14 protein-coding genes and 3 tRNA genes are annotated in these 18,867 nt (G+C 34.9%); 7 read left to right on the top strand and 10 right to left on the bottom strand.

Annotation, left to right across the window (positions count from 1 at the left end):
- Positions 1-8 precede the first annotated feature (8 nt).
- The 6 genes from dnaJ to proS all read right to left on the bottom strand — a co-directional run bounded on the left by dnaJ (position 9) and on the right by proS (position 7,048).
- A complete protein-coding gene (gene dnaJ, locus BM238_RS13385) occupies positions 9-1,130 on the bottom strand; it encodes a molecular chaperone DnaJ (RefSeq protein WP_090082339.1) in 1,122 nt (373 codons plus the stop codon).
- Positions 1,131-1,216: 86 nt separating this feature from the next.
- The gene (locus tag BM238_RS13380) at positions 1,217-1,762 is read right to left on the bottom strand and encodes a nucleotide exchange factor GrpE (RefSeq protein WP_090082780.1); all 546 of its coding nucleotides are present in this window, start codon (positions 1,760-1,762) and stop codon (positions 1,217-1,219) included.
- Between the two features lie 146 nt (positions 1,763-1,908).
- The gene (locus BM238_RS13375; RefSeq protein ID WP_090082337.1) at positions 1,909-2,652 is read right to left on the bottom strand and encodes a transporter; all 744 of its coding nucleotides are present in this window, start codon (positions 2,650-2,652) and stop codon (positions 1,909-1,911) included.
- A 44-nt stretch (positions 2,653-2,696) separates the two neighbouring features.
- Positions 2,697-4,013, bottom strand: coding sequence for an Nramp family divalent metal transporter (locus tag BM238_RS13370; RefSeq protein WP_090082334.1), 1,317 nt, complete (start codon positions 4,011-4,013; stop codon positions 2,697-2,699).
- Between the two features lie 153 nt (positions 4,014-4,166).
- Positions 4,167-5,474, bottom strand: coding sequence for an OmpA family protein (locus BM238_RS13365; protein ID WP_090082331.1), 1,308 nt, complete (start codon positions 5,472-5,474; stop codon positions 4,167-4,169).
- 98 nt (positions 5,475-5,572) lie between these two features.
- A complete protein-coding gene (proS, locus tag BM238_RS13360) occupies positions 5,573-7,048 on the bottom strand; it encodes a proline--tRNA ligase (protein WP_090082328.1) in 1,476 nt (491 codons plus the stop codon).
- 144 nt (positions 7,049-7,192) lie between these two features.
- On the opposite strand from proS, the gene BM238_RS13355 reads away from it, so the two are divergent.
- Together BM238_RS13355 and BM238_RS13350 are read left to right on the top strand one after the other, a co-directional pair.
- On the top strand, positions 7,193-8,227 hold the full coding sequence (locus BM238_RS13355; protein WP_090082325.1) for a hypothetical protein: 1,035 nt from the start codon (positions 7,193-7,195) through the stop codon (positions 8,225-8,227).
- A gap of 20 nt (positions 8,228-8,247) precedes the next feature.
- Positions 8,248-9,642 (top strand): OmpP1/FadL family transporter, encoded by a 1,395-nt coding sequence (locus BM238_RS13350; protein ID WP_090082320.1) that lies wholly within the window; start codon positions 8,248-8,250, stop codon positions 9,640-9,642.
- 310 nt (positions 9,643-9,952) lie between these two features.
- On the opposite strand, the gene BM238_RS13345 is transcribed toward BM238_RS13350, so the two are convergent.
- Both BM238_RS13345 and BM238_RS13340 read right to left on the bottom strand, forming a co-directional pair.
- Entirely contained in the window at positions 9,953-10,654 is a 702-nt protein-coding gene (locus tag BM238_RS13345) for a ZIP family metal transporter (RefSeq protein ID WP_090082316.1), read from the bottom strand.
- A 2-nt stretch (positions 10,655-10,656) separates the two neighbouring features.
- The gene (locus BM238_RS13340) at positions 10,657-11,385 is read right to left on the bottom strand and encodes a class I SAM-dependent DNA methyltransferase (RefSeq protein WP_090082314.1); all 729 of its coding nucleotides are present in this window, start codon (positions 11,383-11,385) and stop codon (positions 10,657-10,659) included.
- 257 nt (positions 11,386-11,642) lie between these two features.
- Here BM238_RS13340 and BM238_RS13335 point away from each other — a divergent pair, with 257 nt between their 5' ends.
- Positions 11,643-12,830 carry a THUMP domain-containing class I SAM-dependent RNA methyltransferase gene (locus BM238_RS13335; protein ID WP_090082777.1) on the top strand — a complete coding sequence of 396 codons (1,188 nt, stop codon included), beginning with the start codon at positions 11,643-11,645 and terminating at the stop codon, positions 12,828-12,830.
- A 57-nt stretch (positions 12,831-12,887) separates the two neighbouring features.
- On the top strand, positions 12,888-13,892 hold the full coding sequence (locus BM238_RS13330; protein ID WP_394333981.1) for a glycosyltransferase family 2 protein: 1,005 nt from the start codon (positions 12,888-12,890) through the stop codon (positions 13,890-13,892).
- 91 nt (positions 13,893-13,983) lie between these two features.
- Here BM238_RS13330 and BM238_RS13325 read toward each other — a convergent pair whose 3' ends face one another.
- Complete coding sequence (locus BM238_RS13325; RefSeq protein WP_090082306.1) at positions 13,984-14,985, bottom strand: N-acetylmuramoyl-L-alanine amidase; 1,002 nt, start codon at positions 14,983-14,985, stop codon at positions 13,984-13,986.
- Between the two features lie 131 nt (positions 14,986-15,116).
- Between BM238_RS13325 and BM238_RS13320 the strand changes: the two genes are divergently transcribed.
- The 3 genes from BM238_RS13320 to BM238_RS13310 all read left to right on the top strand — a co-directional run bounded on the left by BM238_RS13320 (position 15,117) and on the right by BM238_RS13310 (position 15,450).
- A tRNA-Ser gene (locus tag BM238_RS13320) sits at positions 15,117-15,203 on the top strand.
- A gap of 21 nt (positions 15,204-15,224) precedes the next feature.
- Positions 15,225-15,299: transfer RNA gene (locus BM238_RS13315), tRNA-Pro, on the top strand.
- 77 nt (positions 15,300-15,376) lie between these two features.
- A tRNA-Arg gene (locus BM238_RS13310) sits at positions 15,377-15,450 on the top strand.
- 187 nt (positions 15,451-15,637) lie between these two features.
- Here the strand turns inward: BM238_RS13310 and BM238_RS13305 are convergent.
- On the bottom strand, positions 15,638-18,850 hold the full coding sequence (locus BM238_RS13305) for a T9SS type A sorting domain-containing protein (protein WP_090082303.1): 3,213 nt from the start codon (positions 18,848-18,850) through the stop codon (positions 15,638-15,640).
- Between the last annotated feature and the right edge of the window lie 17 nt (positions 18,851-18,867).

Raw genomic sequence — 18,867 nt, 5'->3', positions numbered from 1 at the left:
CTATTTGTCTAATTAAACAAATCTCTTACTTTATCGAAAAATGTTTTTTCTTTTCCAGAAGGTTCTGCCATCATTTCGCCATTTTCTATCTGTTTTTCAAAAAATTCTTTTTGAGAAGGTGTTAGGTTTTGTGGCGTCCAAACATTGATATGAACAAACATATCGCCTTTTCCATAACCTTCAAGACTCGGCAAACCTTTACCTGCTAATCTTAAAATTTTCCCGGATTGCGTTCCAGCGTCTATTTTAATCTTCACTTTGCTTCCAACAGTATTTACTTCTTTTGAAGTTCCCAAAGCTGATTCTGCAAATGATATGTAGAGTTCCTGGTGAAGATTATCGCCTTCGCGTTTAATTGTTTTGTCGATTTCTTCTTCCACAACAACTAAAAGATCGCCAGCCATTCCACCAAAAGGCGCATCATTTCCTTTACCGCGAACGCTTAGTTGAACACCGTCTCTTGCGCCTGCAGGAATATTAATTGTTACTTCTTCGTCTTCTTTTATCAAGCCTTGTGCATTTGCTCCAGCCGGAATTTTATCAGCTACTTTCCCGATTCCCTGACAAGTGCTACATGTCTGTTGCGTTTGCATTTGCCCAAACATAGTGTTCATCACTTTTATTTGCGCGCCAGCTCCGTTACATGTTGGGCAGGTTTTAGAAGTTGCGCCTTTGGCAAACTTCATTTTTTTAACCTTAATGGTTTTTTGAGTGCCGTTTAGAGTTTCCTCTAAATTTAATTTTATTCTAACTCTTAAATTAGAACCGCGAACTTGCTGCTGTTGCTGTCTTCCGCCGCCGCCGCCAAAATGACCGCCAAAAATATCTCCAAACTGGCTAAAAATGTCGTCCATATTCATACCGCCACCGAAGCCGCCTCCGCCGCCACCAAAACCTCCATTGCCACTCATTCCTGCGTGTCCGTATTGGTCGTAACGTGCTTTTTTATTCCCGTCGCTTAAAACTTCGTAGGCTTCCGCGGCTTCTTTGAATTTTTCTTCTGACGCTGCATCTCCGGGATTTTTATCCGGGTGAAATTTGATCGCCATTTTTCTATAGGCTTTCTTTATTTCCTCTGGTGAAGCAGATTTTGAAATTTCTAATATTTCGTAATAGTCTCTTTTTGCCATCTTATTTATAACTAATGAGTAATAAATAATGGGTAATAAATTTAATCGGACAATTGCCAATTACTTATTACCCATTAAAAATAAATTTATTGTCCGGTTATTACTTTTGCGAATCTAATTACTTTGTCGTGCAATTGATAACCAGTTTCGATCACATCTACAATTTTGCCTTTTAATTCCGGCGTTGGAGCAGGAATTCCAGTGATGGCTTCATGAAAATCTACATTAAAAACATCGCCAACATTCACTTCAATAGGTTTTAAACCTTTTTCAGTTAATTTACTTTTTAGCTTTTGGTATATTAATTCAATGCCTTTTAAATCAGCTTCGTTTCCGTTTTTAGAAATTTCTTTCATGGCTCTTTCGAAATCATCAAGAATTGATAACATAGAAACCATCATTTCCTGGCTGGCGTATTGAAAAAATTCGTTACGTTCTTTTACAGTTCTTTTCTTATAATTTTCAAATTCCGCAAAAAGACGAATATAGCGGTCTTTTTCTTCTGCCAATTCTTCTGATGATTTTTCAACTGTCAGGTTTTCTGTGTTTTCTTCAGGATTTGTTTGGTTTTCTTCTTGTGTTTCTTCAGTAGAATTAAACTCCTCTTCGTTAATATGTTTGTTGTCGTCCATTTTCATAATTTTATAAAGCGACATTCACAAACAATTTGCCAAAGAATGGAATTGGACATTTAGGCAGAATTTCTTTTTTTTAAGCTTCTATATTCAAACAGATTAAATACTTTAAAAATACTGAATACGATAATTGACTGAGTATTTTATTTTTTTAAATTTATTCTAAAAGAGTAACCGAAAGAAACAAAATAATCAGGTGAAAATTTCGACAGACCTTTTCCCGCTGAAAGGTCAATGGCAGAATTATTACTTAGAAAATAGGTAAAACCTCCATCTAAGCGATGGTCTGCTGAAATAATTGGACTTACAAATCCGTAAGCTTCCACAAAAATATTTAATTTTGGACTGACAGCTTTTGCAATTGTAAATGTGTAAGTATAATTTTCATTTAAATTATTATCCCATTCCATTCCGAGATTGTAGCCCAAACTTACAGTTTCAAATAAGTTGTAATCAAAAAGAAATTTAAACTCTGGAATTATTCGATTTCTTCCATTATCATCTTTCGCAAAAAATGATAAATGTCCCAAAAAAGAAATATTGGGAATTTTATTTTTCCCCTTAATTAAATTTGTTTTGAAACCTAAAGTGATTGGTTGAAATTTATTTTTCTTTAAATCATCAATTTTATCAAAATTAAATTGAGTTATCAACCTTAGTTCTGTACTTTCCCCAATACCATATTTAAATAAAATTCCGGGAAATTGCTGAGAATTTTCAACCTTGTTGATCTGTTCATAAACGTAGCCATTTTCCATTTGAAAATAATGTAAAGGAACAGTTGCAGAAGTCTCTGTTTGATCAGGTCGATCCAGTTCTATCTTTTCCTGCGCTTTAAAAAAAATAAAATTTGAACATAGAAATGTTAATAAAAATATATTTTTCATTTAAATGATTTTTAGATAAAAAGAAAATAATTAAATGATTTTTACTAAAAAATGGTCGTATATAGGAGGTAAAGATTTAGAACCAAAATGATAAAAGTTATCAGCCAGACAATTATTTTTAAGAAATTTTTATTGGCAAATTCTCCCATTTTTGCTTTAGAATTGGTGAACATAACCAAAGGAATTACCGCAAAACTTAGTTGCATTGAAAGTATAACTTGGCTTAACACTAATAATTGAGTGGTACCTTTCTCACCATAAAGAATAGCCACAATTAGTGCAGGAACAATGGCAATCAATCGTGTGATAAGGCGCCGAAGCCAGGGTTTTAATTTAATATTTAAAAAACCTTCCATCACAATTTGTCCAGCGAGAGTTCCCGTTAAAGTAGAATTTTGTCCCGAAGCCAAAAGTGCGATGGCGAAAAATACACTTGCTAAACCTGTTCCCAAAAGTGGATCTAAAAGTTTATGAGCGTCAAAAATGTCCGCAACATCCTGATTTCCTGTGTTGTGAAAAGTAGCAGCGGCAACTATCAAAATTGCCGCGTTGACGAAAAATGCAAGAAATAATGAAAATGTACTGTCAAGTGTGGCAAATTTGATCGCCATTTTTTTCCCTTTAATATCTCGTTTATAATTTCTGGTTTGAACGATCGAGCTGTGTAAATATAAGTTGTGAGGCATCACCGTTGCGCCTAAAATCCCAATAGCGATGTAGAGCATTTCCGGGTTGTAAACAATCTGTTTTGTTGGCACTAAACCTTTAAGTAAAGGAAAAATATCAGGATTGCTGGCAATAATCTCATAGCCGAAACAGGCAAATATTACAAAAATTAATCCTGCAACAAAAGCTTCGATCCAGCGAAATCCACGCGATTGTAAGAGTAAAATGATGAAAACGTCAATTCCCGTTATTGCAATTCCCCAGGTTAGCGGAATGCCAAAAAGTAAATTTAACGCAATTGCAGAGCCGATCACTTCTGCTAAATCACAGGCAGCGATGGCAATTTCACATAAAATCCATAAAATAAAATTAGTTGTGGGTTTGAAATGATCTCTGCAGGCCTGTGCCAAATCGCGTTCTGCAACTACACCCAATTTAACGGCTAAATGCTGCAAAATAATGGCGAAAATATTTGAAATTAAAATTACCGATAATAGAGTGTAGCCGAATTTCGCACCACCTGCTATATCTGTCGCCCAGTTTCCTGGATCCATATAACCGACAGCGACCATTAAACCAGGACCGGCAAATGCTAGAAATTTTCGCCAAAATCCAGCGCCCTCAGGAATATTTACACTTGAAAATACTTCTGATAGTGAGTTTTGATGTTTTTCTTTTCTCCAGCCGCGGTCCATTTCGATTGTTAGTTTAGTCTAACAAATGTAGTTTAATTATTCTTACTAATTAAAATGTTTAGTAAAATCTTTTGTTATTTCACTAATTTTTAAATTTTAAGCAAAAAAAATCCCGAAAAGATTCGGGATTCTAAATATTCTATGAATTGTATTTTATTTTGCGAAACGTACCGCCATCTTTCTATCAATAGCACGTTCATCATTAGTTGCAGTCGCAGCAACAGTTGCTTGAGAACTTCCGTAGCCTTTTGCTTCTAATACCTGAGAACCAACTCCAGATTTTGTTAATGCATTTTTAATAAAATCTGCTCTTTCCTGAGATAATGTAAGATTTTTTGCTTCATCGCCGGTTTTGTCAGTGTAGCCACCAACTTTAATTTTTGCTTCTGGATAAGCTTTTAAAATAGCAACAAGATTTTCAAGTTGTCCTTGGGAACCTGCTTCTAAATCAGTAGCGCTTCCTATTTTAAAGTTTACTTTGTCAAAATTATACCAGGTTCCTTTTAATGCTGCATCATCTGCTGCATTTTGATATCCGCCGGATTTTAAGAAAGAAATCATTGAAGCTTCCATTCCACCTGCATAACCTTTTATCATTTTTCCGTTAAGATCAATGTCAGTATCTGTTTTTGTTGAAGCATTCATTGCAGTGGAATCAACCATCATAGGTGCAGTATTCATCGTATCAGATTTCATCATTGTTGAATCTGTATTTGATGCTGTTGTGTTCGCATCTTTACTTTTATTATATCTGCTCCAGATAAACCATGCAGCTATTAACGCCAATAAAAGTGGTAAAAGCCACTTCCAGATGGAGCCGCCGCCGTTATTATTTTCCGGCTCTACGTTCATATGAGTTTCGCCAGCACGTGTAACATCAACTTTAGGTTCATCAAAAGATGTTACTTTAATATTTTCAGTTACTGGTGGAACAGCTGTAGTTTCTGAAGTTCCCCAATGACCAAGGCCCAAAGATGCTAAAGAAATACCAGCAGGAAGTAGTGTTGAAACTATACCTTTTTGCTCTGAAAGTAAACTTGACAATCCTGAAGTACCTAAATTATTTTCACTTGCATAAGTTCCTAAGGAGCCAACTGTGGCACCAGTAACCATATTTAATAAAGATGAAGCTGAATTTTCACTAACTCCTGAGTAAGAAGAAACGGAATTTGTAATGGCGCTCAACTTATCTCCAAACAATGCAGTTAAAATTGTGGTGATCATTGAATTGTTTGATCCCTCTGTTAAGTTCCCGGCAGAATTCCCTGCAGAAGCACCTAATATTGAATCTAAAACACCTGGCTTGTCGTGATTGTTTGCAAGTCCGCCAACGATAGTTGGTAAAAGTACGCTAATTGCTTTGCTGATGCTAGATTCACTTTCTCCCAAGTTTGTGGAAGCCTGCGAAATTTCACCAGAGCCTAATTGACCTTTAATAAGATCGATAATGTTTAATGACATAATAGTTTATTTAAAATGTTAGATTAGTTAATATCAATTTTAAGTCCAATTACCAATTTTTTACATTTAACTTTAATACAAACTTTTTAAATAAAGTCTTAGTAGGCTTTTGCGAAAATAACTCTTTGTTTTGACGGTTTTTTTGAAACCATTGAAATTCCATCTTCCAAATCGTTATTTAACGGAATACATCTGATCGTAGCTTTTGTTTCCTCCTGAATCTGAGCTTCTTCTTCCGCAGTTCCGTCCCAATGTGCCAGAATAAAACCACCTTTTTCCTCTAAAACTTTTTTAAATTCTTCATAAGAATCCACTTTTGTCATATTCTCATCGCGGTATTTTTCTGCTTTCGCATAAATATCTTTTTGGATGGTCGTCAACAAAGTTTCAATATAATTTTCCAAACCTTCTAATGGTTGCGTTTCTTTGGTTAAATTATCTCTTCGTGCCAATTCTACCGTTCCGTTTTCTAAATCTTTCGGCCCGATCGCAATTCTCACAGGAACACCTTTAAGTTCATATTCGGCAAATTTCCAGCCTGGTTTATTTTCTTTGCGGTCGTCATATTTAACGGAAATTCCTTTTAACTTTAATTCTTTTTGAAGTTTGTCAACCACAGTATTTATTTCTTCCAGTTGCTCATCACTTCTAAAAATAGGAACGATCACAACCTGAATTGGTGCTAAAGTTGGAGGTAAAACCAAACCAAGATCATCAGAATGTGTCATAATTAAAGCACCCATTAATCTGGTAGAAGTTCCCCAGGACGTTCCCCAGGCGTGCTCAATTTTACCTTCATTAGTGGTAAATTTTACATCGAAAGCTTTTCCAAAATTTTGTCCTAAAAAGTGAGAAGTTCCTGCTTGTAAGGCTTTTCCGTCTTGCATTAAGGCTTCGATGCAATAAGTTCTATCCGCACCGGCAAATCTTTCAGATTCAGTTTTTATCCCTCTAATTACTGGCATTGCCATAAAATTTTCAGCAAAATCTGCATAAACGTGAAGCATTTTTTCGGTTTCTTCAATGGCTTCGTTTTTTGTAGCGTGCGCGGTATGACCTTCCTGCCAAAGAAATTCTGCTGTTCTTAAAAATAACCTTGTTCTCATTTCCCAGCGAACAACATTTGCCCATTGGTTAATTAAAATCGGCAAATCTCTGTAAGACTGGATCCAACCACGATATGTATTCCAGATAATAGCTTCTGAAGTTGGACGAACGATGAGTTCTTCTTCTAATTTTGCTTCCGGATCTACAATTAATTTTTTGGGATTATTTGGATCAGTTTTTAAACGGTAATGCGTAACAACGGCGCATTCTTTTGCAAAGCCTTCCGCATTTTTTTCCTCTGCCTCAAAATAGCTTTTAGGAATAAATAGTGGAAAATAGGCGTTTTGATGACCGGTTTCTTTAAATTTTTTATCCATCTCATCCCTCATCTTTTCCCAGATTGCGTATCCGTAAGGTTTAATCACCATGCACCCGCGTACCCCGGAATTTTCTGCTAGATCTGATTTTACAACTAATTCATTATACCATTTGCTGTAATCTTCCGTTCTTGTTGTAAGTTTTGCCATTTTTTACTAAATTATTTTTAACTTTTGATATGTATTTGTATCTAACTTTAAATGCGTAATTTTAAACCTAAAATCAATGCCTCTATTGGTATAATTTTGGTATTATTTGCAAATATAATTTATAATTAAAATTTATACATCATCATGAGAAAAAATATACAAATAAATAAGACTTTCAGGCTGGCTTTGAAAAGTCTTTTATCATTGTCGGTAATTGCGATGATGACTTCCTGCGTAATGCAAACCGGCGGTTATAGTGAAACAGATGGCGTTTATTATAATCCAAACACAGATACACTTCCAGAAGGATATGTGTCTAATGACCAAAATCAAGTGGGCGATTATTATAATTATCAAGATCAGTCGATTATCCAAAAAAGTACTGAAAATCAAAATTTGCGTGATAACAGATACGACGCCTGGAGCAACAACACTGATTCTGATTGGGGCAGCTTCGCAGGTACTGAAACAAATGTAAATATTTACTCAAATTTTGGATATGGATTTGGTAATTATTTTGGATACGGATATGGTCCTTATTACGGTTTTAATCCATATTACTCCTTTGGTTACAGTCCTTTTGGCTATTTTGGAAATTATTATGGTGGTGGCTTCGGAGGCAATTATGGTGGTTTCGGCGGTTATTATGGTGGCTTTGGTAACTATTATGGAGGTTTTGGCAACTATTATGGAGGTTTTGGAAATTATTATAACGGCTATGGAAATTATTACAATGGTTATGGTAACGGTTACGGAAACTTTTATAATTACAGAAGAAGTGGTGAAAATGGTGGCGGACTTAATAATCGTCAATCCAATGCAAGATTTAATAACAATGGAAGAGGCAATGTAGAAAGCGCGTTTAGAAATCCAAGATATTCTACTCAGGATCCTTCCCGCACGAGAAATAATTCCCTTTCAAACCACAACCAAAATTCTGGCATAAGATACAGAAACGGTGAAACAACCCAAAACGGGACAAGACAACAACAGCAATACCAACCAAGAAGAACTCAGCAATATCAGCAGCCACAGAGATCAGAACCTTCTTATCAGCCAAGATATAATTCCAATAGTGGTGGTTTTCGTTCAGGTTCAAGCGGCGGTGGTTTTAACAGCGGTGGTGGCCAATCTGGTGGTGCGACAAGATCAAGCGGCGGTGGCGGTTTTAGAAGATAATATTAAAAAAAATATAAAAAATGATAAAAAATTCTTTAGCGATACTAACACTCGCTGCAAGTTTTTCTCTTCTCAGTGCTCAGGATATTTCGACGATTAGAAATACATCTGATATTTATTCGAATAACTCAAATTCAGGTACTGCAAAATTCCAGGGAATGGCAGGCTCAATGGGAGCTTTAGGCGGAGATATCTCAACTATAGACACAAACCCAGCAGGAATTGGAGTTTTTATCTCAAGCGGTATTAACGGTACATTGTCAATTAACAACAGTGAAAACACAACAAACTTTAATGGACAATCAACAAAGTATAAAATAAACAATACAGATCTTGGTCAAACGGGTGGAGTTGGGACGATACGTTTTGAAGGTGATTCACCATGGAAATTCGTAAACGTTGCAGTGAACTACACTGTTGAAAGTGTAGAAGATTATACGGAGTCGGGAGGTAATACAAATATTAGGTTTGCCATTCCATCTGCAACTACAACTTTAGATTTTAATGGACACGCATACAACCGCTACGGAAATATTTCTAAAAGCAGTTTTGCAGTTGGTGCCAATTACAATAATAATTTATATTTTGGTGCAGCTCTGCACTTCAAAAGCGCGGATATTGAGCAATATGACACTGCTGCTTTTACAGACACATTCGTCAATAAAACTGAAATTTTTAACAAACAATACACACCTTTTTCCGAGCAGTCAAATGGATTTGCTGCAAGTTTAGGCGTTATTGGTAAAGTAAATGATCAGATCAGATTGGGCGCTTCAGTTGAATCTCCAACTTTTTGGCAAATCAACAGGGTTTACACAGAGTATTCAAATCCGGACGATGGTACGTTTACTGAAGACAGAAGATTATCTTCTCCTTTAAAGGCAACCGTGAGTGCTGCTTTTGTAGCAAGTAAAGATTTTTCTTTAAATGTTGACTATACATTAGGGCTTACAAAACCGAAATATAAAGTTTACGGCATTGCAGAAACAGAATTAAATAATTATTTTGACAATAATTACTCAAATCTAAATGAGGTGAAAGTAGGTGCAGAGTATAGAATTATGGGATTTAGACTGCGCGGCGGTTATGGCTATTCAAGCAGTCCGTTTGATTCTCAAAACATTGCTGCCTACCAAAATGATGGTTCTGTGTCTAACAGATCTTTTGATAATTTTATCGTTGGCAAAAAAACCACTTTGGCAGGCGGAATTGGTTATGATTTTGGCTCAATTTATCTAGATGCAGCTTATCAAAACATTAAGTCAACGTACAATAGCCCTTTTTTACAAGGCGACAATAATGTAAATTCTAACTATTTCTCAGATAATTTTGTACTTCCAACAAGCAATTATGCCGTAAGTGAGGTTAAAAACAACAGAAATAATGTTTCAATTACTTTAGGTTATAAATTTTAACCCAATATTATTTAAAGAAAGACTTTCGCATTAGTGAAAGTCTTTTTTTTTGGCAAATCCCTCGCCGACGCTTTTCCAGCCGCTCGGGTCGGGCTGTCCGCTATATCTTTTTTTGCCGAAGCTTAGTTTTTAAATTAGAACATTTCCCGCAACAAAAAAAGGATGCCGCTTCTATCCCTTTTGCGAAAGATATTTTATAATAAGCAAGTTATTTAATAATAGAAATATAATTTGTATCTGTTTATTAGCAGACAACTATCAACTGAAAACTGAAAACCGACAACTGACAACTATCAACCACCAACCAATATTACCCATGCAACAAATGCCCGCTTAAAGCCAGTAAAACGCCAAGAATGACAAGTCCAATTTTTTTCCAGTCAATATTGTGATTATTGCTGCTTTCAAAAATGATGACCGAAGCAATGTGAAGGAAAATACCGCCAACAACCGCTAGAAAATATATTTTGAGATCTGGATTAAAATAATGGCCCAAAAATAGTCCAACCGGCGAAGCAAGCGCAAAAATTGAAATAATCAACCACGATTTTGCTGTAAAAGTTTTACGACCTTTTATTAAAAAAGCACCGAGAACAAATGAAATCGGAAGATTGTGAAATAAAATTCCCATTAAATAAGGCGAGAAAATTTCAGTTTCTGAAGCCAGTGGAATTCCTTCCAAAAATGCATGGAAAAATAAGCCGATCATCAAAGCAATTGGTAAAATTGCTTTCTCAGAATGACTGTGAAAGTGCCCGTGTTCAAAGCCTTTCGTCATACTTTCAAGAATCATTTGCACCAAAACACCGCCAATAATCCACAAACCAATCAAATGATTTTCTGAAGAATAAACTTCCGGAAAAACATCCGTCAAACAAATAGTGATCAGAAAACCAGCACTTAAAATCAAAAGATTTTTTGCAAATTTTTCTTGTTTGCCAAAATATTTACCTAAAATAATTCCCGCTACAACACTTAAAATCAATAAGATAAATATAAAAAACTGAACCATATTTATTTTATTTTTTTAAAAACATTAATACATCTCGGAGAAGATTTTACGTCAAATTCATTCAGCTGATAATCTCCCCAAATCTTAATACGTTTTAAATATGAGTTTTTTGCAAAATTATTAATATCCTCTAAATCAAGCAATTTTACATTTTCTTCAAATTTAAAATCCTGTCCGTCATCATGAAAAGTGATCTCTTTTATCACATGATTATTTTCAATGGTCTTCTTTATATGAAAGTCAATTTCACCTTTTCTTATCGTAGATTGATATTCTATGTGATTTTTTACGTATTCAGCATTCAAAAAATCAAGAACGAAAAGTCCGTTTTTTTCCAATATATTAGAAACTGATGTGAAAACTTTTTGATCTTCTTCATCTGTTTTAAAATAACCAAAACTGGTAAATAAATTAAAAACAGCATTTACTTTTTCGCTTTCAATCTCATTTCTGATATCATGAACGGCAAAATGAAGATCAGGATTTTCATACTTTTTATCAAATAAGATACTTTTCTCCGAAAGATCTAAACCTAAAACATGAAATCCAATTTTATTTAAAAAAACCGAATGTCGGCCTTTTCCGCAGGCTAAATCAATAATTTTTGCTTTTGGTTTTAGATTTAATGATTCAACAAGTTTTTCTAAAAAACGTTCACCTTCTTCGTAATCCCGGTCTTTGTAAAGTATGTGATAATACGGCGTGTTAAACCAAGTTTCAAACCATTCCATTCGGCAAAAATAAGTTTTTTGGTTGATAGTTGTTCTTTTTTAGTTGATAGTTGTCAGTTGTCGGTTGTAAGTTTTTCGATGATAATAATTTTTAAATTTTCATCTTTTTAAAAAACTAAAAAAAATCACGAATTAAAATTAACTAAATTTGCAGAAATACGATCAAAACGTAAGTTATTACTTGAAATCAAAGTTTTTATAAATAAAAACTAGTGATTGAAAGCAAACAACTGACAACTATCAACCAACAACTTAAAATGGATTCAGACAATTTAAAAATACAGATCAAAACCTTTTTCGGACTAGAAGAAATTTTAGCAGAAGAATTAAGAAAACTGGGCGGACAAAACGTAGAAGTGAAAAACCGCGCCGTTAATTGCGAAGGCGATCTGGGTTTTCTTTATAAAATTAATTACAGTTGTAGAACGGCTTTAAAGATTTTAGTGCCAATTATGACTTTTAAAACCTGGGATGAAAACCGGTTTTACGACAAAATATTTGATTTTCCGTGGGAAGATTATTTGCGCGTTGATCAAAGTTTTGCCATAGATTCAACCATTTATTCTGACCGTTTTACGCACTCGCAATTTATGGTTCAAAAAATGAAGGATGCGATTGTTGATTATTTTAAATTTAAATTCAACACACGTCCAAATGTTGATTCTAAAAATCCAGAAATAAAAATTCATCTGCATATCGACCGGGAATTGGTGACGATTTCTTTGGATTCTTCTGGCGATCCTTTATTTAAAAGAGGTTATAGAAAAACCCAAGGTGAAGCGCCGATCAATGAAGTTCTCGCTTCCGGAATGTTGCATCTTGCCAATTGGGACGGAAAAGGAAATTTTCTGGATCCAATGTGTGGTTCCGGAACTTTGCTAATTGAAGCCGCAATGATCGCGATGGATTTGCCGGCGCAGATTTTCCGTAAAGAATTTGGTTTCCAAAACTGGCCAAATTATGACGCAGAATTATTTTCAACAATCAAAGAAAACCGCATTAAAAGAATTAAAGAATTTACCGGGAAAATTATCGGTTATGATATTGATAATTTCATGCTTGATGCCGCCGAAGAAAATATTGCTGCCGCTGAATTGGAAGAAGTTATCGAGGTTAGAAAGCAAAACTTTTTCGATAGTAAAAAAGAATTATTTCCTTTGTTAATGGTTTTTAATCCGCCTTATGATGAAAGGATTGAAATTTCTGACGAAGATTTTTACACCAAAATAGGCGATACTTTTAAGAAAAATTACCCGAATACTTTGGCCTGGATGATTTCTTCAGATTATGAAGGCGTCAAAAAAGTACACTTAAGACCTTCCAGAAAAATAAAATTATTTAATGGAAAATTAGAATGCCGCTTTTTGCAATACGAAATGTATGAAGGGACGAAGAAAATTCATAAGTTGAATAATGAGAATGAAACAGAATCGGAAACAGAATAAATATTTGTGATCTTCTAATATTTTATCATTGTTAAACTGTTACATTTCTAAATTGTTATATTGAACTCAATCTCAATAATAATCGCCATCTACAACCGCAAAGACGAACTCTTTGAGTTGCTTTCGTCATTGCTTTTGCAAACGGATAAAGATTTTGAAATCATTTTGGTTGATGATGGTTCTAAAATAGATTTGCGTCACACTATCGAATTATTTTCTGAAAGTCTAAATATTCAGTTTTTCCGCAAACCGAATTCTGGTCCTGGTTTATCAAGAAATTATGGTGCAAAAAGAGCCAAAAATGATTGGTTGGTTTTTGTGGATTCTGATGTGATCGTTGAGAAGGAGTACATAAAAAATATTAAAAAAAATATTGCAGAAAATTCCTGCGATGCTTTTGGTGGGGCGGATAAAGCGCATAAAGGTTTTAATTTAATTCAAAAAGCGATTTCATATTCCATGACTTCGGTTTTCACAACTGGTGGAATTCGTGGAAGTGCAAAATCAGTGACGAAATTCCAGCCGAGAAGTTTTAATATGGGCGTTCGGAAAACTGCTTTTTTAGAAGTTGGCGGTTTTTCAGATTTGCGCGTAGGTGAGGATCCGGATTTATCAATGACTTTATGGGAAAATAATTTCACTACCAGATTTTTTGATAATATTGGCGTTTATCACAAACGGCGAACTGATTTTGGCAGGTTTTCAAAACAGGTTTATCAGTTTGGTGTAGCGCGACCAATTTTAAATCAGCGCCATCCAAAATACACCAAACTAACATTTGCATTTCCATCACTTTTTCTGCTTGGGTATTTAATGGGAATTTTAAATTATTTTATGTGGCAAAACGGTTTTTTATTAGCACTTTATGGCCTTTACACCTTAATTATTTTTCTTCACGCTTTATTAAAAACAAGAAATGTAAGTATTGCTTCGCTTGCCGTAATTTCCAGTTATATTCAACTGTTTTCTTATGGTTTTGGTTTTTTAAAATCTTGGTTTTTGCTTAATATTTTACGCCAAAAGCCGGAAAATGCTTTTCCAACGCATTATTATAAACAATAACTTCATTAAAATAGATTTAAAATAAAAAAGTTCCAAAATGATCAAAAAATAGGTTTTAATCATTTTTTGAACTTTTAAAATTTGAAAAAATCTATGGATATTTCTGAACTAATGCCTGTAAAATCGCATAAGTTTCAGGATCTAAAATACCGTCATAATTTGCTGGACGAAAATGATACTGAAAGGTTTCGATTGTTTTTTTTGTAGCATCATCCATCGTTCCGGAAGGTTGAACATCGTATCCAAATCCCTGCAGCATCGTTTGAACTTTAAATATAAAAGGGCTTGTAATAACTTGAGACTGAAAATCCGTACTCACTGCAAGATCGTAAAAAGCTTGTTTTACCGCATCATCGTACCACATTCCCAATTGGTATTCTTTGTAAAGTCTTTCCCACGGAAAATTCGGACCTGGATCTTGTTTTCTTCCCGGCGCAATATCAGAATGGCCTAAAATATTGGTTGGCGGAATCATATAGCGCGTAGCAATATTTTTTGCTAAAGCTGCCACTTTTTTAAATTGATACTCAGGAAAAGGGACGAAAACTTTTTTACCCGTCGCATCTGAGGTAAATCCCATGTTCACGATTTCTATACCGATGGAATTGTCATTTAAGTTTTTATCCTTGCGCCAGGCGCTGATTCCGGCGTGATAGGCACGTTTATTTTCATCTACCAACTGGTAGATTTCTTTATCATCCAGATCGTTTACCAAATAATGCGCACTGACAGTTTGCTCGGTTAAAACCCGAATAGATTTTTCATCATCTAAGGCGGTATAATGAAGTACTAAATATTTCTGTCTAAAATTCTGCGCTAAAGCTGGAAAGTATGTTTTAACAACGTTGTATTGGGCTGGTTTTGCAGATACAATAGACCCAAAGCTTATTGTATTGTCATTTTTTGCGGCATCTGCCAGATTAACAGTAAAATATTCTCCCCTTTCAGTTTCGACAGGTGGTTTTACTATTTTAGGTGGTTGTACCTGTTTTTGGGGCGTTGGTTTTGGCTTTACAGTCTGAACAACTTTATTTTGAGTTTCGCATGATAGCAGGGAAATTCCTAAACTAATGATATATAATGATTTACGCATTGAAGATTTTTGTTTTTGATTTTATTGTTCAAAAATACTAATTTATTTAGAATTTTTTTTGGTTACTACTTAAAACTATTTTATATTTGCACTCGCAATTACAGAACAGAAGCTCTTAAAAATATTGCAAAGGAGAGTTGCCTGAGTGGCCGAAAGGACTTGTTTGCTAAACAAGCGTGCGGGAAACTGTACCAAGGGTTCGAATCCCTTACTCTCCGCAACTTTCAAAAAAAACTTTTCGGGGCGTAGCGTAGTCCGGTCATCGCGCCTGGTTTGGGACCAGGAGGTCGCAGGTTCGAATCCTGCCGCCCCGACTTTTTAAAATTCCCAACTTAATTATCGGTACTTTTTAGAAATTTTTAATTTCCACTAAGTATTTTTAATTGGTAATGGGTGCGTAGCTCAGCTGGATAGAGCATCTGCCTTCTAAGCAGACGGTCACAGGTTCGAATCCTGTCGCGCTCACATAAACCTTGCAATTTGCAAGGTTTTTTTTTTGCTTAAAATTCCTTATTATTTACAAAAAATTGAATGTAATTTGATCTTAATATTTTAGGTAAAATTCTGCTTTAATTTTACATTTAATTTAAAATAATAAAAAAAGCAGCAAACCTTTCGATTTACTGCTTTTTATTTGAATTATTTTGAAGGTTTATTTAACTAAAACTTTTACAGATTTAATTCCGTCTTTAGATTTTAAAGTTATAATATAAAGTCCAGTTGTAAAATCAAAATTGGATTCTTGATTAACATTTATTGTTTTTAATAGGCTTCCATTCATCCCGTAAACTTTTACTTCAGTAGAAGATTTTACTTCCGTGATGTATATTTTTTTACCGGAAGCGAAAGCATTCACACCCATTTTAGCAGATGTTGTATCAGACACTGCCAAAGTTGTTAAACCTGCGAAAGGATCCCAATTGTCATTTCCTTTGGTAAAATTAAAAGTGGTGATTTCTGTTCCGTCTGTTAAAAATGGTGTTGTTAAAACTTTTGACCATGAAACACGGTTTGCAGAATTATTTACATTCGATTGCTCGATAGTTCCAAATTCATAAATCCGGTCTGAAGTTCCTGCTAATGTATTTAGCCATCCTGCAGGTGAAATTAGAGATTGACCGGCGAAACCTGCAGCATCAGAAGTTTCAACTGTTGTTTTATACATCACCGCTTCACCTGTATTTGGCGCCCATGGACGACCGAAATAACCTGGTTTTGCTCTCGTTGCTGAAGCTGTTTCTACAAGTGGAATTGCGGATGTTACTTTACATTCATACAGTAAATAACCTCTTCCGCTCGTTTGCTGTGGTGCAGTTAGGTACGATTGATCAGAACTTGCTTCACTAACGTTCATAGCAAAAGCAGACTGGTAAAAAACAACATCCATCCCACCAAAAATATAATCTACAGCTCCCATCATAACGCCTTTGTAAACCGCTACTCTTGCATTTGTTCCGCCAAAAAATACATCCTGACGACCAACCAATCTGCAGTTTTTTAAGAAAACCTTGTCAATATTGTTAGGAACTCCAAGTGCTGCAGCTCTTTCCGTGAAAGTTTTACTTTGAACACCTAAATCATTTGCAGTAGTTGGACGAACGCCTTTATTTCCATCGGCTAGTACCAAAACATCCTGCGATTCTTTTTGAGAAATGTATTGATTATATGAATTTTCGAAAATAATATCTTCAGCGATAAAATTATTTGCGTTGATTACGGCAGTTGCATTCCAAAAAGAATTGTTGGTAGTTCCACTTACGTTGGTGTAATTGGTAAAACCATTGGCTTTATTCACAGCAAGTACACTTGCATTATACTTATTATCTGTTCCCTGACTTAGATAATTGTATCCATAACCATAGTATGATGTAATTCTTACCGCATTTGCATCAATACCTAATCCTTTATTATTTAAAGCAATACTTGGTGTAGCAGAAGCATTTTTTAAAGTAACATTTGGACTGTTTACTACGATCATTTCTTCATAATTACCTGGATCGATTGCTATTGTGACTCTTTGTGTATTATCACGAACCATTCTTGAAACTGCAGTTAAAGCATCATTAATAGTAGAATAATTTTTACCTGAACCTACAGTGATCGTTGGTGAATAAGCCACAATTGGTGTAGTCGAGATCTCTGTGAAATATGTTTGTCCGGCAACATTAATTACCACATTTCCTGCAGATGTACCTGGATACGTATAATCTACACTTTCGACATTAGAAGTGCTTCCACTGGTTGATGTGACTGCAGCACCGCCATTTATGCTGAAATTTGCTGAGTAATAATAAGAAACTTTCATTTTATCGCCTGGCTTCATTGGGACTGTAATTGTAGATCCTGCCTGACCAATTAAATGTCCTTTTGCAATCTCGTTGGCAACATTTCCTGTGAAAGACATTCCTTTGTAATTTGGTGTTGCATTAGTGATTACTTTATCATCAAATGACCAATTAGTCACTGGAATAAATTTCAAAACTTTAGAAGAATCACCATTGTTTACTGTTAAGTATGAAGTTAAATCCTGTTGCAACGGATAAGCATCTAAACCGCCAGAAGTAACTGCATACGTGCTATTTCTTAGAGAAATACCATTAATACCGCTAAAATTATAAACATATCCGGTTTCGTTGACGTTGGTAAATGTTAGATTTAAAGCTGCTAACTGTGTTGCGTTTAACTCAGGCGCAGTTACAGTAATATTATATTTTTGTTTTGCAGTAAAAGTTAGATCTGCTGACGTATCTGAACTCGGAATTGTTATCGTTAGAGGTGCAACCTGATAATCATTGACTCCTAAAGCAGTAATTGTATATTGTTTACTTGGTTCTAATTGAACACTATACGTAGAATTGGTTTTGTTTACAGTTGGTTGAGGTACGTATATAGAATTGGTAGAAGCATCTGGTGTATAAGTCAAACTTAAATTCGAAATAGCAGTTCCTAAACCAGTTACGTTACCAGTCACATTAAATAAAATCACCTTTAAAACAGAAATTCCCTGATTGAAAGTTGCATCAGTTACTGCGGTTAAATCAAGGGTTTTCCCTGATGTGATTATGTAACCATTTGCATTTGTAAGACTTGCTGTATAACTAAATCCTTGCGGTACTTTTACCGAATAAGTTCCATCACTATTTATAGTTGATGACCATGTTTTACCTGCAGCATTTGTGAAGCTGATTCCGTAGTTAGCTGCAATTCCTGGCGCTTGGGATAAATTTACAGTTCCTGAAACAGTGGTATAAGTTGCTGCCTTTCTCAAAATTCTAAAAAAATCCCCTTTACCCGCGAGTGAACAATATATGCTATAGTCACCGGCTTGTTTTGCTTGAAATTTAGCTAAAGTAGCTGTGTTAACAGCAGCAATCGGAATACTTTCATTTTGCCCACTTACAGAATTAGTCACTATTAAAGTGTTTCCAGTAGATTCAGCACTTGCGACAAATGTAACCTGATCGTCCTCATTCAAAGTCATTGTAAAAATCCGCGTTCCATTACTAAGAGCCGCTGCGCCATTACAATAATACCCTCCAGTATAATTTGGATCAGTTGTTCTTACACTGGTTCCGTATCTTGTAATTGCAGTATTGGTAGTGTATAATCTATCATTACCGCCAGTTTTGAAAGTTAAAACACCTGGGGTTAATGTTAAAACTGTTGTTGATGGTACAGTTGGTCCCACCGTTCCGGCAGTTACGCCTGGATAAAAAGCGTTTATTGCATCTACAGTTAATTGATTATTATACAAACTTGTATCTAACACTGCTCCGCCAAAATCCCAGACATCAGTTTTTTGAGCCTTTAAAAGATTATTTGAAAGTAGAATTACACAACATAAAAAGAATAATTTTTTTATCATGATATAAGGTTTAAGTA

The organism is Halpernia frigidisoli, assembly GCF_900113805.1.
GTDB lineage: Bacteria > Bacteroidota > Bacteroidia > Flavobacteriales > Weeksellaceae > Halpernia > Halpernia frigidisoli.
The sequence above is the reverse complement of the archived record's forward strand: the minus strand, read 5'-3'. Positions and strand labels throughout refer to the sequence as shown.

What these genes read in the sequence shown, in the direction of transcription:
- BM238_RS13335 (WP_090082777.1), top strand. Translation starts at nt 11,643, where the DNA reads ATGGATTCAGACAATTTAAAAATACAGATCAAAACCTTTTTCGGACTA.
- BM238_RS13305 (WP_090082303.1), bottom strand. Translation starts at nt 18,850, where the DNA reads ATGATAAAAAAATTATTCTTTTTATGTTGTGTAATTCTACTTTCAAAT.
- BM238_RS13350 (WP_090082320.1), top strand. Translation starts at nt 8,248, where the DNA reads ATGATAAAAAATTCTTTAGCGATACTAACACTCGCTGCAAGTTTTTCT.
- BM238_RS13375 (WP_090082337.1), bottom strand. Translation starts at nt 2,652, where the DNA reads ATGAAAAATATATTTTTATTAACATTTCTATGTTCAAATTTTATTTTT.
- proS (WP_090082328.1), bottom strand. Translation starts at nt 7,048, where the DNA reads ATGGCAAAACTTACAACAAGAACGGAAGATTACAGCAAATGGTATAAT.
- BM238_RS13325 (WP_090082306.1), bottom strand. Translation starts at nt 14,985, where the DNA reads ATGCGTAAATCATTATATATCATTAGTTTAGGAATTTCCCTGCTATCA.
- BM238_RS13380 (WP_090082780.1), bottom strand. Translation starts at nt 1,762, where the DNA reads ATGGACGACAACAAACATATTAACGAAGAGGAGTTTAATTCTACTGAA.
- BM238_RS13340 (WP_090082314.1), bottom strand. Translation starts at nt 11,385, where the DNA reads ATGGAATGGTTTGAAACTTGGTTTAACACGCCGTATTATCACATACTT.
- dnaJ (WP_090082339.1), bottom strand. Translation starts at nt 1,130, where the DNA reads ATGGCAAAAAGAGACTATTACGAAATATTAGAAATTTCAAAATCTGCT.
- BM238_RS13365 (WP_090082331.1), bottom strand. Translation starts at nt 5,474, where the DNA reads ATGTCATTAAACATTATCGATCTTATTAAAGGTCAATTAGGCTCTGGT.
- BM238_RS13355 (WP_090082325.1), top strand. Translation starts at nt 7,193, where the DNA reads ATGAGAAAAAATATACAAATAAATAAGACTTTCAGGCTGGCTTTGAAA.
- BM238_RS13345 (WP_090082316.1), bottom strand. Translation starts at nt 10,654, where the DNA reads ATGGTTCAGTTTTTTATATTTATCTTATTGATTTTAAGTGTTGTAGCG.
- BM238_RS13370 (WP_090082334.1), bottom strand. Translation starts at nt 4,013, where the DNA reads ATGGACCGCGGCTGGAGAAAAGAAAAACATCAAAACTCACTATCAGAA.